13 protein-coding genes are annotated in these 16,876 nt (G+C 37.5%); 12 read left to right on the plus strand and 1 reads right to left on the minus strand.

All coding sequences use genetic code 11. The features are described from left to right. Positions 1 to 841: 841 nt before the first annotated feature. The 4 genes from wecC to Q0791_RS15610 all read left to right on the plus strand — a co-directional run bounded on the left by wecC (position 842) and on the right by Q0791_RS15610 (position 7,665). Positions 842 to 2,080: a UDP-N-acetyl-D-mannosamine dehydrogenase gene (wecC, locus tag Q0791_RS15595; RefSeq protein ID WP_299008310.1), complete on the plus strand. Its 1,239-nt coding sequence runs from the start codon at positions 842 to 844 to the stop codon at positions 2,078 to 2,080. A 38-nt stretch (positions 2,081 to 2,118) separates the two neighbouring features. Then, positions 2,119 to 3,732 (plus strand): hypothetical protein, encoded by a 1,614-nt coding sequence (locus Q0791_RS15600; RefSeq protein ID WP_299008276.1) that lies wholly within the window; start codon positions 2,119 to 2,121, stop codon positions 3,730 to 3,732. A gap of 4 nt (positions 3,733 to 3,736) precedes the next feature. Next, positions 3,737 to 6,148 (plus strand): glycosyltransferase family 4 protein, encoded by a 2,412-nt coding sequence (locus Q0791_RS15605; protein WP_299008279.1) that lies wholly within the window; start codon positions 3,737 to 3,739, stop codon positions 6,146 to 6,148. Between the two features lie 125 nt (positions 6,149 to 6,273). Beyond that, positions 6,274 to 7,665 carry a glycosyltransferase gene (locus Q0791_RS15610; RefSeq protein ID WP_299008282.1) on the plus strand — a complete coding sequence of 464 codons (1,392 nt, stop codon included), beginning with the start codon at positions 6,274 to 6,276 and terminating at the stop codon, positions 7,663 to 7,665. Between the two features lie 20 nt (positions 7,666 to 7,685). On the opposite strand, the gene Q0791_RS15615 is transcribed toward Q0791_RS15610, so the two are convergent. Next, complete coding sequence (locus tag Q0791_RS15615) at positions 7,686 to 7,904, minus strand: hypothetical protein (RefSeq protein WP_299008285.1); 219 nt, start codon at positions 7,902 to 7,904, stop codon at positions 7,686 to 7,688. A 28-nt stretch (positions 7,905 to 7,932) separates the two neighbouring features. On the opposite strand from Q0791_RS15615, the gene Q0791_RS15620 reads away from it, so the two are divergent. The 8 genes from Q0791_RS15620 to kdsB all read left to right on the plus strand — a co-directional run bounded on the left by Q0791_RS15620 (position 7,933) and on the right by kdsB (position 16,632). Beyond that, the gene (locus Q0791_RS15620; RefSeq protein ID WP_299008290.1) at positions 7,933 to 8,754 is read left to right on the plus strand and encodes an ABC transporter permease; all 822 of its coding nucleotides are present in this window, start codon (positions 7,933 to 7,935) and stop codon (positions 8,752 to 8,754) included. After that, entirely contained in the window at positions 8,751 to 9,416 is a 666-nt protein-coding gene (locus Q0791_RS15625; RefSeq protein ID WP_299008293.1) for an ABC transporter ATP-binding protein, read from the plus strand. The genes Q0791_RS15620 and Q0791_RS15625 overlap by 4 nt, the downstream gene beginning before the upstream one ends. Further along, a complete protein-coding gene (locus Q0791_RS15630) occupies positions 9,406 to 10,641 on the plus strand; it encodes a lipopolysaccharide biosynthesis protein (protein ID WP_299008296.1) in 1,236 nt (411 codons plus the stop codon). The genes Q0791_RS15625 and Q0791_RS15630 overlap by 11 nt, the downstream gene beginning before the upstream one ends. Beyond that, positions 10,638 to 12,308, plus strand: a complete 1,671-nt coding sequence (locus Q0791_RS15635; protein ID WP_299008299.1) for a polysaccharide biosynthesis/export family protein — start codon at positions 10,638 to 10,640, stop codon at positions 12,306 to 12,308. Before Q0791_RS15630 ends, Q0791_RS15635 begins: the two co-directional genes overlap by 4 nt. Before the next feature lie 53 nt (positions 12,309 to 12,361). After that, a complete protein-coding gene (locus tag Q0791_RS15640; protein WP_299008300.1) occupies positions 12,362 to 13,339 on the plus strand; it encodes a glycosyltransferase in 978 nt (325 codons plus the stop codon). Between the two features lie 51 nt (positions 13,340 to 13,390). Continuing rightward, positions 13,391 to 14,563 carry a non-hydrolyzing UDP-N-acetylglucosamine 2-epimerase gene (gene wecB / locus Q0791_RS15645; protein ID WP_299008302.1) on the plus strand — a complete coding sequence of 391 codons (1,173 nt, stop codon included), beginning with the start codon at positions 13,391 to 13,393 and terminating at the stop codon, positions 14,561 to 14,563. A gap of 189 nt (positions 14,564 to 14,752) precedes the next feature. Further along, positions 14,753 to 15,841, plus strand: a complete 1,089-nt coding sequence (locus Q0791_RS15650) for a galactosyltransferase-related protein (protein ID WP_299008304.1) — start codon at positions 14,753 to 14,755, stop codon at positions 15,839 to 15,841. 11 nt (positions 15,842 to 15,852) lie between these two features. Then, complete coding sequence (gene kdsB / locus Q0791_RS15655) at positions 15,853 to 16,632, plus strand: 3-deoxy-manno-octulosonate cytidylyltransferase (protein WP_299008307.1); 780 nt, start codon at positions 15,853 to 15,855, stop codon at positions 16,630 to 16,632. The last annotated feature ends 244 nt before the right edge of the window (positions 16,633 to 16,876 follow it).

The following is a 16,876-nucleotide window of genomic DNA, read 5'->3' on the forward strand; positions in this document are numbered from 1 at the left end:
TAATCTATTTAACCAGTAAAAAAGGCCTATGGAAATTTATATTTCCATAGGCCTTTTTATTACGCCATTATAATTAGTAAAAACAAAATCAATAAACAAATAAAATATACAAACTCAAAAAAACATTTATTCTGATCTGAATCTTACTTTTAAAAACAAAAATAGACTTTATCAATACAAGTTGATATGTTTTTATCAAAAATAATGGTACCGTTACATATAAATGCAATATTTGTAATTTACTATCAGCTTATGAACAGCATTAAGATGTTTTGAAACAAATTTGATATTGAGACTTGATAGACATAAGCACTAGTTTAAAACAGGTGTAATAAACCAGTGCGTTGAACCAATGCGATGAACAAGTGCAATAAACAAGTGCTTAAAAATTATATAAAACTGTGATGCCATCTAATAGAACATTAAAAAATGAATAATTCTTCCCTCACTTTGTATTCGGGAGACAAACAGGCCATAGACACAATAGAATTAATCATTACATATCAATAAGTAACAGCATTCTAGAAGCTAAAATCTAGTGCGGTAGCTATGTTCAAAAATAAAATCATCAATAAAACATCACATTAGATAATATTTTGTCCCCACCAATAAAGTCCAAAAGTAAAAATAAAAAGCTATCAGTAAAAAGCAATCAATAAAAAACAATCGCACTAGCTCCATTGAATTAATACAAAGGTTCAGTTATTCAAATACAGTAAAAATGAATACAGTAAAAATGAATAGAGTAAAAGTTTAGAACATAAAAACTAAAAGTGAGAGAAATTAAAAAAAAATTATTTCGAGTTAAATCATTCTTGAGGGGGAAATCATGCAAAATCTTATACAAGCTGAGACCATATCAGTCATAGGCTTAGGTTATATAGGCTTACCCACAGCAGCTGTGATTGCCAGTAATGGCATTCGTGTTAAAGGTATTGATGTTAATCAAAATGCGGTAAACATCATAAACCAAGGTCAAATTCATATTGTTGAACCTGGGCTTGAAACTGTCGTCAAACAAGCAGTAAAAGAAGGGTACTTAACCGCGCATACGAAAGCGCAAGCCGCAGACGCCTTTTTAATTGCCGTGCCCACTCCCTTTATTGGCGATGAACACCAACCGGATTTAAGCTATATTCAAGCTGCCACTACTGCAATCGCCCCTCAACTGCAAAAAGGAAACTTAGTGGTATTAGAATCCACTTCTCCTGTGGGAGCCACTGAACAAATGGCCCACTGGCTACAAGCTGCCAGATCCGATTTAAGCTTTCCTCATACGGTGAATTCAGGCGAAACCCCTGACATTTTTATTGCTCACTGCCCTGAACGCGTTCTGCCCGGTCAAGTACTACGGGAATTAGTCGAAAATGATCGCATCATAGGCGGCATGGATAACGCCAGTACTAAAGCGGCTATTGCCCTTTACCAGCAATTTGTTCATAAAGGCCGTTGCATCGCCACTAATGCACGCACTGCAGAAATGGCTAAGCTCACCGAAAATGCCAGCCGAGATGCACAAATCGCCTTCGCCAATGAACTCTCTATGATTTGCGATAAACAAAATATCAATGTGTGGGAACTCATTGAGCTGGCAAATTTGCATCCTAGAGTGAATATTTTGCAACCGAGTGCCGGTGTAGGGGGCCATTGCATCGCAGTGGATCCTTGGTTTATTGTTAATCAAAATCCAATGGAGGCCCAACTCATACATCAGGCACGAAAAACCAATGAAGCTAAGCCCCAATGGATCATCAATAAAATTGAAGCGGCCGTCGCCCATATTCAAAAGCCCACTATCGCTTGCTTAGGCCTTTCATTCAAACCCGATATTGATGACTTACGTGAAAGCCCAGCACTCAACATCACACAAGCCTTAGCGCTTAAAGGACATAATATTCTGGCGGTTGAACCCCATATTCAAGCCTTACCGGAAAAATTCAATACCCTTGAAAACATGCAACTCACAAGCCTTGATGCCGCCATCAAACAGGCCGATATCATTGCCATTCTTGTCAAACACAAAGCCTTTATTCGTTATGCCTTTGAGCAGAGCAATGTGCTTGATTTTGTAAATGCTTGATCATCATTAATCAATTTATAAAGTTAGGAAAAACTGTTATGGTAAATAAAGAAATAATTATCTCATCTGATAATGTTGAGAACATTAATTCTTTCATTAATGGTTGGATTACCTTTAATGGGATGTATATTTCTTCGTCAAAGGTTTTAGATATGTACTATCGAATGGGAGGAGAAATACCCAGTCATAGTGAAGGTCGATATACTATCTGTAAAAGAAGTGGTAAATTTATTGAGTTATATTCAGATCCAATGGGGCAAGACCTATTGTTTTATTATATATCAGAATCATACTGGGTTATATCTAACTCTTATAATCTTATTATAAAAAACCTGAAAAAAAAAAGCATAAAATTAACTTTATCAATATCTTCAAGTCAGGCATTTTTTCTACCAGGAGGCCATGGGAACCAATTAATATCAAATTCAACGTTATGCCAAGAGGTTAATATATTAGGGATAGATAATAAACTACATATAGATTTAAAAACAAAAAAAATTAAAATTATTGATTGTAATCATCAATACAAATCAACAACTCCTCAATCAGATGAAGGAATATCAATAATAAACCAATGGCTTTCTATTTGGATATCATTCATAAAGTCAGCAGTAGAAAATAATGAGAATATAAATGTAGATATTACTGGCGGAAGAGATAGCCGCATTATCTTAGCTCTGATTATTGCGTCAAAAGTAGATTTAAATAAAATAAACTTCATATCAAATAAAAACTGCATTGATGATTTCAAAGTCGCTAAAGAATTATCAAAAGAGTTTAATTTTAAATTAAATAAAAATATCAACAAAGTTAAATATTATAATATACCTTCTGCTGAAAAATATTCACTATGGAAAAATGGTTCAATGGGCGTGTATACACCCGTGTATTTCCCAGCAAAAAAATCTTTAAATACAGAATTTCACTTTCATGGTGGTGGAGGTGAGTTACATAGAAAAGTATATAATCGTACACCTAATGAACAATGTGTATATTGGAGAAAATGTAACAAAAATATAAAATTCACTGATCAATTTGAATTAATTGAAAGTGAATTTAAAAAAGGAATAAAAGATACTGGAAGTCATATGAATGATAGTTATGGGCTTGACAAACATTATTTCAATTTCCGAAATAGGCATCACTTTGGACGCACATGGTATAAAGATATAGGAAAAACCACTTTGACGCCATTAAGCTCAAGGCTATTATATAGTTTAAAAATTAATGATCTAGATTCAGAAGTAGATGATGATTTTTTAATTGCTATTATTTTAATGTATGCTTCAAAGAAATTACTAACTATGCCTTTTGATAAAGTTGAAAAGTCAATTTCTTCAAATGCAATAAAACAAGCAAGTATGTACATAAAAAACTTACACTTAAATATCGAAAAAGTTCAATTCTATGACGATTATGATGTAATCGAAAAAGATTGTGTACAACAATCATTCGAAGCACCAAAAGTAGTAAGGTCAATCATGGAAAAAGAGCTGCAATCAGAAATGACAAAAGAATTATATTGCTCATATTTTTCTCAAGAAAGTTATTCCGATGCACTTAATGATATTAGTAATGAAAATATTTCTATAAAAGAATCCTGTAAAAAAGCTTCATTTGTACTATCAATAAGTGAAACATTAATGGATTAATAATATGATTATGAAAAAGATCACAATACGAAAAAAAACCATTGGTTATAAAAAAGTAAAACGTAAAGTATTATTATGGTCCATTATTAGATTAGATGCTGAGAAATTAGGTTTAAAAAAAGTTAATAACAATTATTGGCATGCAAAAGATCTTTACCAAGCATTAATATCAATAAATAGAGAAAAACCTAAATTAGTTGATAAATACGGAAAAAAATACCTCTTATATGGTGGAAATGCAACTGACACCATTGATATCATAAAAAAACATGGTATAAAATTTTCAGTATCTGGTTTTTTTAAACACTTAAAAAAGTATGGAATAAATAATACATTAGATGTTTACTCTATTGAATTACTTTCTAAAGAATATAATGGAGTTAACATTTCAAAATCAATTTATACAGAAATAGTAAAAAGAAATGTTTCACTCGCTCTTCCTTATGGTATATTTTCAGCAATTAAGCTTAACAATGAAAAATTAAAAAAACATGTAACTAAAAGATTGGAAAGAATATCTAATCAATTTGATGTAACTGAAATATTTGTTGATTCATTTAAATATATAGATAACAAAGAAGTAATTAATAACTTCATTGAACCTATCATTTTATATGGTGACGATAAATTCATAGAAAAAACAATCAGAATTAATTTAGAAGAATTAAATATTGAGCTAACATCCAACCTATTAATTTCAAAAGGAGTAACAAATGAAACATATAATATTACTAGAAAAATAGCAGCAATTTTTTGGGCAAATAATAATTTCAAACACACATATAAATTATATGCCAAACTATTACCGATAAAATATGAGACTATATTGGCCGAGCGCTATGTCATCACCGCCATTGAAACCAATAATGAGCCCGATGCTCAATTGCCTTTCATTCATGAAATAAAAACAGGTTATGATAATATTATGAAAAGCCCGCTGAGCTTTTTCAATAAGAGCTGGGCTGAAAAATATCCAAATATGACCAAAAAAGCCATTGATTATTATGCGCTAAAAGGGGATTTAATCGCAGCGGTAACACTCTGCCATCAGCTGAATGTCGAACACCCTAAAGTCGCTCATTGGCAAGCCTGGATTGATATTGCCAACAATGGATTAACGCTTCCAAGTCCTGATAAAATTAAAAAAGCCTATAATCAAAATATCGCCTATTTATTATATAACAGCTTACCCGTCCACTCTGGCGGCTACGCTTCTCGCTCCCATGGGATCATATCAAACTTAATGTCATTAGGTATTAACCCTTATGTTATCACCAGACTTGGTTATCCATATGATTTAAAGCAATTTAAAAACAAACAGCCACTCAATGAAGAATATTACAAAGGCATTGTCTATCACAGATCCCTAGACGGGCCAGGTTTAAATTATGTGCCCATCAATGAATATTTAACCCATTATAAAAATGCCATTAAACAAAAGCTCATCGAAAACCAAACCAGTATTATTCATGCTGCCTCTAACCATATTAATGGTATCACAGCGGTGTTAGCCGGGCGGGAATTAGGAATCAACAGCATCTATGAAGTGAGAGGCTTATGGGAAATTACTCGTATATCCCGTGAGCCAGAGTGGGCGAACACTCTAGAGTTTGAAGCTTATCAATATTTAGAAACGCTAGCGTGTAAAGAAGCCGATACAGTGATCACTATTACTCAAGCCCTTAAAAATGAGCTCATTAAACGGGATATTCCCGCAGAGAAAATTCACGTGATCCCTAACGGGGTCGATACTAATACTTTCATGCCTCTTCCTCTAAATACTCACTTAAAATCAGAACTGAATATTCCTATAGACAATGTTGTCATCGGCTATGTGGGCTCCATTGTGGATTATGAGGGACTGGATTTACTGGTTGAGTCCATTCAAATCATGATAAAGAATAATATCACAGGCTTTACTGTACTCATCATAGGCGACGGAGCGGCGTTACTCGAATTAAAACAGCAAGTCACCGATGCTCAACTCAATGATTATTTTATCTTTACTGGCCGAGTGGCCCACAATAAGGTCCCTGATTATTACTCTATCATAGATATTTGCCCCTTTCCGAGGCGAGGCGTACCTGTGTGTGAGCTTGTCTCTCCCCTTAAGCCCTTTGAGGCCATGGCCATGGGCAAAGTCATTATTGGCTCGTCGGTACAAGCCATTGCAGAGTTTATTTTTGAAGGAGAAAATGGCTTAGTGCATGAAAAAGATGATGCCGTCGATCTGGCTGATAAGCTCACCATGAGTATCTGTGATAAAGCACTACGAGAAACACTCAAGGCCACTAGCCGTAAATGGGTGATTGAGAATCGAGATTGGGCGGTACTCGCGTCCAAAGTGAATAGGATTTATTTAAATTCAAATACTCAATCACAAGTTAGTCCAGAGCCATTGATATCATGCGCCTAACTCACGCTAGCAACAAAAAGCAAATTTTCTCCTTTAAAAAAAGCATACTGGCTAAATGGTATGACTTTAGCCTCATGCTTTTTATTAGGAAAAGAAAATCATTACTTAAGTATTATGGCCAATCTATGCAAAAAGGACGGCTTAGTTTGGCCTATTCGCTATTATTAAAAATCAAACATAAAACAAAACAAGATCAAAAGCGCATTAACCGATTATTCCATTGCTTGCAATGTTTGCGTACGCATGTAGACACACAGCAACATATTAAGGCTCAGCCTTTAGCTGGCCACCAGCAATATAAAAATATCTTGCTGGTCGTCCATAATAGTTTGCCCTATGACAGTGCTGGCTATGCTCATAGAACCTTACATGAAGCGAAAGCTTATCAGGCTATGGGGTATCGGGTCATCATAGCCACGCGACTGGGTTACCCATGGGATTTGGCCAAACATCGAGGTTTACCCCAAAAACGTCGTCAATGGGTCGATGGCGTTGAGATCATCAGCCTGACGGGAACACGACAATATAAAGTGGATAGTGATATCAAATACGCCCTACAATATGCGCAAAAGTTGGCTGATATTATTGCCCAGCGGCAAATTCATGTACTGCAAGCCTCATCTAATTATATCAATGGCCTTGCCGCGTATTTTGCAGCGAGAAAATGCCGTATTCCCTTTATTTATGAAGCAAGGGGCATGTGGCATGTCACAGGAGGCAGTCAATCCAATCAATTTAAAACCAGTGAGCAGTTTAAGTACGAAGAGCATATGGAGCGTTTGGTATTAAAGCATGCCAGTGCCAATATTTTTATCACAAAATATATGAAAAACCGTTATCACTATCATGCTGACATTTCCAGTGTGGTGTTAAACAACTGCGTGAATATCAAAACACTCAAACTATCTCCTTCAATGCAAGCACATCGACAAGGCTCGACCTTTAAATTGCTTTATGCCGGTAGCTTAGTATTTTATGAGGGCCTTGAAGGATTAATGAATACTGTGAGCGCATTAAAAACACACAAAGTCACATTGGATATTCTAGGGGATGGGCCGCTTAAAGGCGATATTGAAAAGCACATTGAAAAACATATTAAGGTACTTGACACACCGCGCATACGTTATCGTGGAAAGCTCACGCAAGATGCGCTAACAAAACAGTATTCCCAATACCATGGATGCGTAGTGCCACGGATTAATTGTGACGTTACTCAAATGGTACCGCCCCTCAAACCCCTAGAAGCACTAAGCCATGGCGTACCTGTGATAGTTTCATCTTTGCCCGCCTTGAAAGAGCAATTAAGCGGATTATCTTCTGTTCTTTATTTTCAGCCGAACAATTTGAGCTCCTTGAAGCAACAAATAATACATTTGATAACCCATCATAGTGACATTTTAAAACAAGTTAAAAATGACATCAGCCTCATAAGAAAAGAGAAAACATGGGAAATAGGCGTGACTCAAATCACTCAGCTCATACCATTAAGTGCTTCTTTAACGGCTGTCGGTGAATAATAAACAAACCCGATTTCCACTCAGGCCACCACTAAACTCAATAAACTCAATAAACTCAATAAACTCAATAAACTCAATAAACCCAATAAGCCCAATAAGCCCAATAAGCCCAATAAGCCCAATAAGCCCAATAAGCCCAATAAACTCAATAAACTCAATAAACCCAATAAACTCAATAAACTCAATAAACCCAATAAGCTCAATAAGCTCAATAAACTCAATAAACTCAATAAACTCAATAAGCACCCCATAAAAAGGGATAGCCATATGCCTTATCCACTTCATTCGGTAAAAGCGGAAAACTGTCATTCCAAAAAGCGTACTAGCCTGACTATTATGTCTGATGTGATTTTTGCATTAACCATGCGAGAAATTAAAACACGCTTTGGCCATAACAGGTTAGGTTACTTTTGGGCCATCATGGAGCCCGTTGGCCAAGTTGCCATTTTAGGGCTTATTTTTTCACTGATGGGCCGTAATAGCGTCGCCAATATTCCGGTGGCCTTATTTTTATTTACCGCTATTTTACCTTTTAAGTTGTTTGGCAAATTACTCAATCAACTGAGCGCCGCCATTGATGCCAACAAAGGCTTATTAAGCTATCGGCAAGTCACCGCCATCGACCCTGTTATTACACGCATCCTTATTGAAGTCGCCACTTTCCTATTGGTCTATGTGTTTATCTTTAGTGTGATGGCTTGGCTAGGATTCACGGCATGGCCAAATAATCTACTGGGATTATTAACGGCAACCGCCTTACTTGTTGTTTTCACCGTTGGCTTAGGCCTACTTTTGTGCACATGCATGAGTTTTTGGAAAGATACCAAGAAAATAGTCAATATTATCACTCGGCCTTTATTCTTTATTTCGGGGATCTTCTTTTGTGCCACTATGATCCCGCCACAATATTGGTATTTATTTGACTGGAATCCTATTTTTCATGTTATCGAATTGAGTCGAGACAGTTTTTTCAGCGCTTATACTAGCCCTGTTGGGCAATGGTCTTATTTAAGTTTTTGCGCTCTCGTTAGCTTTAGTCTGGGCTTAGCCATTTTTCATCTATGCCGTCATAGGTTTATTGGCTCATGATATATTTTAAACAGTTAAGTAAGTTTTTTCGCACCAGAAAGGGTCGGCATTATGTGTTAAAAGACGTCAATTTAGCCCTGCCTACTAAAGACAATATCGCCATACTTGGCCCCAATGGTGTGGGAAAATCCACCCTGATCCGCCTATTAGGCGGCGCCGAGAATCCAAGTTCTGGCACCATTCACTCGCCGCTAAATATTTCTTGGCCTCTCGGGTTACAAGGCGGATTACAAGGCTCAATGAGCGCTAGAGAAAATGTGCGTTTTGTTGCCCGTATTCATGGTTACAAGAACACTCGCCCCATCGAGAACAAGGTGGAAGAGTTTGCCGAAATAGGTCAATTTTTTGATGAACCTGTAAAAAATTATTCCAGCGGCATGCGTTCTCGAATCACCTTTGGGCTCACTATGGCTTTTGACTTTGATTTCGATATTTTGCTCATCGATGAATTAGGGGCTGTCGGTGATGCCAATTTTAAAAAAAAGAGTGAGGCCTTACTCGCCCAAAAATATTCTCATACCAAACTCATTATGGTGAATCATTCACTCATTGAACTTAAACAACATTGCCAGACTGGATTAGTGATTAAAAATAAACAATTAATTTATTTTGATAGCCTGAGCGATGCCATTAAAGAGTATCAAATGACTTATGCCAAATAATCAAGCGACAAACTCACTCAAGGCAAACCCCAGTCCTTCGGTGGCATTAAGCCCGACTCAACGAAAATTGAGGAAATTGCGTCGAGATCCTAAATTATTTTTAGCCGACTCAAAAGCCTATATCAACACACGTAAGACCTTATATCAAACATGGGCAAAGCTAGGATCTTTTGCCCTGGTCATTGTCGCTTCCCTTGCCGTGATTATCTATTTCAGCGTCATTGCCTCACCACGATACGTGAGCCAAACCCAATTTATTGTTAAGCAAAGCAGTCATCATGAACAGCCTTTATTAGGATTAGCCTCATTGGGAAGCGCATCACCCAATATGCGCGATGCATTGATATTACAAGAATATATTCGTTCACCTGAAATGGCCTTAGCATTGGATGACAAACTCGCCCTTAAGTCTCACTACCAAAATAAAAAATGGGATCCAATAAGCCGCTTAAATCAAACCAGTACAAAAGAAGATTTTATTCAATATTATCAGAAGCATTTGTCGGTAAAGTATGATGATTTATCTGAGATCCTTACCGTAGAAATTCAAGGTTATACGCCTGAATATGCACTCAAGCTCACCCAAACCTTGCTGGCCATTAGTGAGCAATTTATTAATCAACTGGGTGAGAAAATGGCCGCACAACAAATGCAATACGCAAAAGAGGAAGTCACTAGAGCCTATAAACAGCTTAAGGCAGAGCAAATTAAACTCATCGATTTTCAAGATACGGCCAAGCTCTTTAATCCTGAGCAACAAAGCCACGCCTTACTCGATGCCATGAATCAACTTGCTTCACAAATTATGACTCAAGAAGCCGAGCTAAAATCTCTCAGTGCTTACATGCACAGCGATGCCAGTGAAATTGTGGCTAAACAATATCAAATTGAAGCCTTAGAGAAACAACTCGCACAAGAAAAACAAAAACTCATTCAACCTAACCAAACCTCACTCAATAAAGTGAATCTCACCTTTAAAGAAATTGAACTCAATACTCAGCTGGCAACGGATCTGTATCAATCTGCCTTAGCCAGTTTAGAGAAAACTCGCAGTGACGCGTTTAAAAAATTAAAGCATTTACTGGTGGTTGAACAACCTCGTATCGCCCAAGACAACACTTACCCTAAACGCCTTTACAACATCATCACTTGGTTTGTCGTATTACTACTGATTTACCTGATTGGAAAGCTGATCATTGCCATTGTTAAGGAGCACAGAGAATGAAGCGATTAGTTCAACTCATTATCATTATTGGGCTTTATGCCAGTGGCTCATCTCTTGCCTCTGTTGTGCTACAACAAGAAGCAACAGCTGAAAAAACCGCTAGCCTGTATGAGAGTCAAAACACACAACGTTATGGAAATTGGTTATTCGGTGGCGGGTTTAGCCAATATTCTTTTTCTGCCGTTGATCCTCACTATCAGCTCACTCAAGGTGACAACTTACTCATTCAAGTTTGGGGAGCCATTGATTATCAAGCTGAAGTCACAGTTGATCCCCAAGGCAACATTTTTATACCTAAAGTTGGCCCCATTAAAGTGCTTGGCGTGACCAATGCAAAACTCAATCAGGTCATATTCAATAGCGTCAAACGCGTCTATAAATCCAATGTTGAAGTTTATGCCTCATTGATGTCAAGCCAACAAGTGAAAGTCTTTCTTTCGGGAATGGTGAATCAACCCGGCCTTTATCAAGGTCAAAGTGCCGACAGTGTTTTACGTTTTATTGATCAAGCTGGGGGTATTCGAGAAGACATTGGCAGTTATCGCAATATTCAACTTAAACGCAATAACAAAACGCTTAAACAGATCGATTTATATGATTTTTTACAATTAGGCACGATTCCGTCGCTGCAATTTCAAGATGGGGATGTGATTTTTGTCGGGCCAAAACAAGGTGAGATCACCATAGAAGGTAACGTGGGCTTTAGTGGCCAATATGAATTAGCCACAAACTCGACACTAAAAGACATTCTTAACGCCGTTGTTGTGGATGAACAAGCCACACATGTTACCGTTATTGCAGCAGAACCGATCAGCACCACAGTGTCAAAGCTCAAATCTTCAGCCCAAGAAAATATCGGCAACCGCCCAGTGAATGCAAAACAATATACGCTAGATCAAGCTCAATATATTAAGGTTCCTCCAGGTGCCTTAGTTAAAGTCAGCTCTCAATTAAGACCAAACAGCATTAGCATTGATTTAATGGGCGAACATAACTCGGCGCAAGAAATGGTGCTTCCATGGGGGGCAAGTCTGGCGGATCTATTGGCTCATACACAATTTACATCCCTGTCAAATCAAGATGCGGTGCAGCTTTACCGTCATTCCGTCGCCAAAAGGCAATATGACATGTTACAAGCTTCATTATCCGCTCTAGAGCAAAATGTACTCACAAAACGCTCTGATACCACAGAAGCCGCCGAGCTGCGCCAAGCAGAAGCTGAAACCATTTTGAAATGGATAGAAAAAGCGCGTCAAGTCAAACCCAAAGGCCAAGTATTACTGGCCAATAAAAACGAGTTCAATCAAATAATTTTACAACAAGGCGATCGTATCGTTATTCCCGCAAAGCGAAATTTAGTCATGATCCATGGTGAAGTCATGTTTCCCACCGCCATTGCTTACAATCCCAAATGGGACATAGAAGCCTTTATTAATAAAGCCGGTGGCACCAATACTGATCTCGATGATATGAACATACTTGTCATGAAACCCAATGGCAGCTTTGTCAGTGCCAATGATCTATTGTCTGAAGAGGAGATTATTGGACCTGGCGATGAGATTTTTGTGATTTCTAAACCCGATGAAAAAGGCTTTCAGCTGGCAAAAGATATTACCCAAATCATTTTTCAAATCACAATGTCAGCTGCAGTGGTCTTAGCGATATGATAACCATTCAAAGCCGATAAGAAGCAAACTAAAAATAGCGGCAATTAAAACGGATGAGAAGAAAACTAAAAATAGCGGCGATTGTCGATGAAGCCACCTGTTTAGGCCTTCAAGAAGAAGCAGAGCTCATTCATTTAACCCCACTCAATTGGCGTTGGTGTATTAATGTTCATAAACCTGATCTATTATTTGTGGAGTCGGCTTGGAGAGGATTTAACGCTTCATGGCAAAAAAAAATAGTGGATTTAGACGCCAATGAGAACTCAAGTTTAAAAAAACTCACAGACTATTGCCATAAAAAATCCATTCCCACTATTTTTTGGAATAAAGAAGATCCTGTTCATTTCGACCGTTTTTCACAAGCCGCAATGTATTTTAATGCGCTTTATACAACAGATGCTAATTGCATTCCCAAATATAAAGCCCTTAATCATGAATTCAAGATGATTAATACGTTAATGTTTGCGGCGCAACCTAAATTACACGCGCCAAATCAACAGAATAAACGCTTACCTAGCATCGCTTTTTTAGGGGGCTTTTATGGCAAAGAACTGCCTAAAAGAAGTCAAGAACAAGGGCAAATATTACAGGCATTAAAGCAACATAATTTAATCATCTATGATCGTTTTTGGACCCCTCAGCAAGCATGTTGTTTTCCTCAATCACTCATAGATCATTGTCGCCCAGCTGTCTGTGAAAAAACGATTTATTCATTGTATAACCAATTTCAGCTGTATCTTAATTTTAATACTGTTCAGCATTCTCACACTATGTTGTCTAGACGCGTATTTGAATTGGCCGCCAGCGCTAGCCCTATGCTAAGCACACCTTCTTATGCAATAGAGGATATATTTGGCCCACACATCATTCAAATACAGCATACCGATCTCGTCAGCGGCCTTTACCAAGACTACATAAAAGACGAGAGCAAAAGATTAAAAGATGCAAAAATCATTCAAGAAATTGTGCTAGATCAACACACATGGCAACACAGAATAGCTCAAATTCGAATGGATATTGGTTTTATCTAGATATCCAATCGATGAATTAATCAATTTGGTTTAATACATAAGGAGATTGATATGGCAAGTGTAAAACGGATCTTAATGGTTTTTGGTACTCGGCCTGAAGCGATAAAAATGGCCCCCATAGTCAAAGCCTTTAAAACAAGAAAAGATGTGGACATAAAAGTCTGTGTCACAGGTCAGCACAGAGAAATGCTCGATCAAGTACTAGCCTTATTTGACATTGAACCAGACTATGATCTTAACATCATGAAGCCAGGGCAAGATCTTACCGATGTCACAACAGCAATTCTCCATGGATTAAAACCTATTTTTGCTCAGTTTAAACCCGATCGCATTTTAGTCCATGGTGACACCGCCACCTCTTTTGCCAGCACATTGTCTGCTTATTATCATAAAGTCGCCGTCGGTCATGTAGAAGCAGGATTGCGTACTGGTAATATTTACTCACCTTGGCCAGAAGAAGGTATGCGTATGCTCACAGGCAGCATAGCCGATCAGCATTACACACCGACAGTTGGCTCACTAAAGAATTTAATTTTAGAAAATATTACGCCAGATAGTATCTTTGTCACTGGTAACTCTGTCATCGATGCCCTATTGGATATCAATCAACATATTGATAATAATCCAGCGATGCAAAATCAACTGGCCCAGCAGTTTCCTTTCTTACAAACTGACAAAAAGCTTATTTTAGTCACAGGTCATAGACGTGAGAATCACGGAGAGGGTTTTGAACGTATTTGCAAAGCCCTTTCTATTTTGGCCACACGTGATGATGTGCAAATTGTTTATCCTGTGCACCTCAATCCTAACGTACAAGAACCCGTAAAAAGAAACCTATCGGGGTTTCATAACGTCTTTTTAATTGAGCCACAAGACTATCTCCCCTTTGTTTACTTAATGAAGAAAAGCTACCTTATTTTAACCGACTCAGGGGGGATACAAGAAGAAGCCCCCACCCTAGGTAAACCTGTCCTTTGCATGCGCGATACCACAGAGCGGCCAGCTGCTGTCAAAGCGGGGACCGTTCGTTTGGTAGGCACTTGCGATAAAACCATAGTGGAAGAAACCATTCGACTGCTCGATGACGACTTTGCCTATCAAGTCATGAGTCATGCCATTAACCCTTATGGAGATGGCCATACGAGCGAACGTATCGTCAATGCCGTTTTGGGCACCAATGGCGCACTCAGCTTACAAATCGATAAATCAAGCTTTGCAGCTTAACCACTAAATTTAACCATAGTGGCCTATTAACCTTAAAAATAGCATTGAGACTAAGCTGAATAAATAAGCTGAATAAATAAGCTGAATAATTAAGACAATAAACTAACAGCTGATGTCGTCTCATTATTTTTTAAATAAAATACATTCAAATTTTCAATTTCATATTTTAAGGTAAAGGATTACCAAAAAATGAATATCTCATTCATCATTCCTTATTCTCAGCGCTCATTTGAAAAAAATAACAGCAGATTACTCACAGTGATCAATGCGATTATTGATATACCAAAAACAGATATTATTATTTTTGACACGAGTGAGAAATCGGCGAATAATTTGCCTCACTCCAACAAGATTATTTATATTCACGCTCCATTTAAAGGGAAAGTCTATTCCCCTGCATTTGCAAGAAATCAAGCCGTTAAACTTTCTAAAAGTGATTATTTATTTTTCATTGACGTTGATTTGATTGTTCCTAACACATTACTGAATAACCTTGTCTCAATTGCAGAGTCATTAATGACTATAGGGATCTTTGCATTTGAGATGTATCCATGCTTTTACTTAACCAAAGAAGCTTCACTTAACACTAAAAATAATATCGATAAACAAAAGCAAATAGAATGCTTAGATTCCTTTATGAAAGGCAATAATGACATTGTAGAAAGTATTGCGCTTGTCACTAGCTGCTTACTCATAAACAGACAATGGTTTAAACAATTAAAAGGATTTGATGAAACCTTTATCGGCCATGGTGGTGAAGATTTAGAGCTCATTTGTCGGTTAACGTTACATTATCAAAAAGGTAATATTCCCATAGACTTCATATACGACAAGAAGACGATTCATCCCGCCAACTATGAAGGATTTAGGCGCTACTTAACTCAATACTCTCTGGAACATTTATTTGAATTAAACTTTTTTATTCACAGATGGCATCCTAGACCTTTAACCCATAAATATCACCGACAACGTAAAGTAAATGAAGCATTGCTACAAAAAAAACTTCAGACCTTACTCACAGAAAAATGCATCACAGTCGGCTCTGAGCAACCAGTTTCACTCAATAAAGGCTACCGAAACTGGATCCGATCATTGCAACGAGATTATAACTGGCCACTTAACACTTACCCAGGATTATTTCAATGGAAACGGGATGTTGTAATTAAAAGATATTTTTGGCGCAAATGCCGAAAACTCTATGTTAAACCAAGATTATTCTTTACCGATCTCATTAAAAAACAGCTAGATAAATTTTCTCAAAAAATCAATCCCTCTTAAAGGCACAAGTTATGCACTATAAAATCGTTATTCCCACTCGCATGACATCGACTCGATTACCCGGTAAAGCATTAGCCATCATTGAGGGTAAACCGCTTATATGGCATGTTTATCAAAGAGCGCTAGAAACAGGCATTAGCCCTAATAATATTTTTATTGCTACCGATAGTTTACAGATAAAAACCCAAGCAGAGCGCTTCAATGCACAAGTGGTCATGACATCCAGCAGTCACCCTTCAGGAACGGACAGAATTGCAGAAGTCGTGACAAAAATGAAATGGGAAAATGATACCGTTATTGTCAATTTACAAGGAGATGAACCTCTCATCCCCCCCTACGCCCTTAAGCGAGTAGCCAATAGTTTACTTCATCAATCATTAGCTGGCATGGCAACCCTCAGCACCTCATTTGGCTCAATTAAAGAAGCCCAAGATCCAAACTGTGTCAAAGTCATATGTGATGAATATCAACACGCCATTTACTTCTCTCGTGCATTGTTACCTTATCCAAGAGAAGGGATCACACTAAAGGATTGTCAAAATGAACAAACCCCTTTTAAACGCCACATAGGTGTCTATGCATATAGAGCCGAAACCATTAAAAAGTTGCATATTTTACCTAGCTGCCCATTGGAAAATTACGAAAGACTTGAACAATTAAGAGCCTTATACTTCGGCATCAAGATACGAGTCACAGAAATCAGCTCACCACCTGTACACGGTATTGATACGCCTGAGGACTTAATTCGAGTACGGCAATTATTTTCCAACCGAAACGCGATAACAATTTGAACGGGTTTTTATATGACTCAATTGTATTAGTTTCAAATTAACTTGCAATGTATCCCTCATAGCAGATCAATGAATGCTGATTAGCATTTGCCAACCAAACTGCCAACCTCCCTTATATTTCTCATTCTATGTTATCTCCCTTCTGTACTTCCTTTATCAAATACCGCTTTGAAGTGGTCAACTAATTCTGGCCACGGATTTATGTTCGCTCTTAAATAATTGTTCGGATCTGTTAGGTGTTAAA

Source organism: uncultured Shewanella sp., assembly GCF_947495455.1.
Lineage (GTDB): Bacteria > Pseudomonadota > Gammaproteobacteria > Enterobacterales > Shewanellaceae > Shewanella.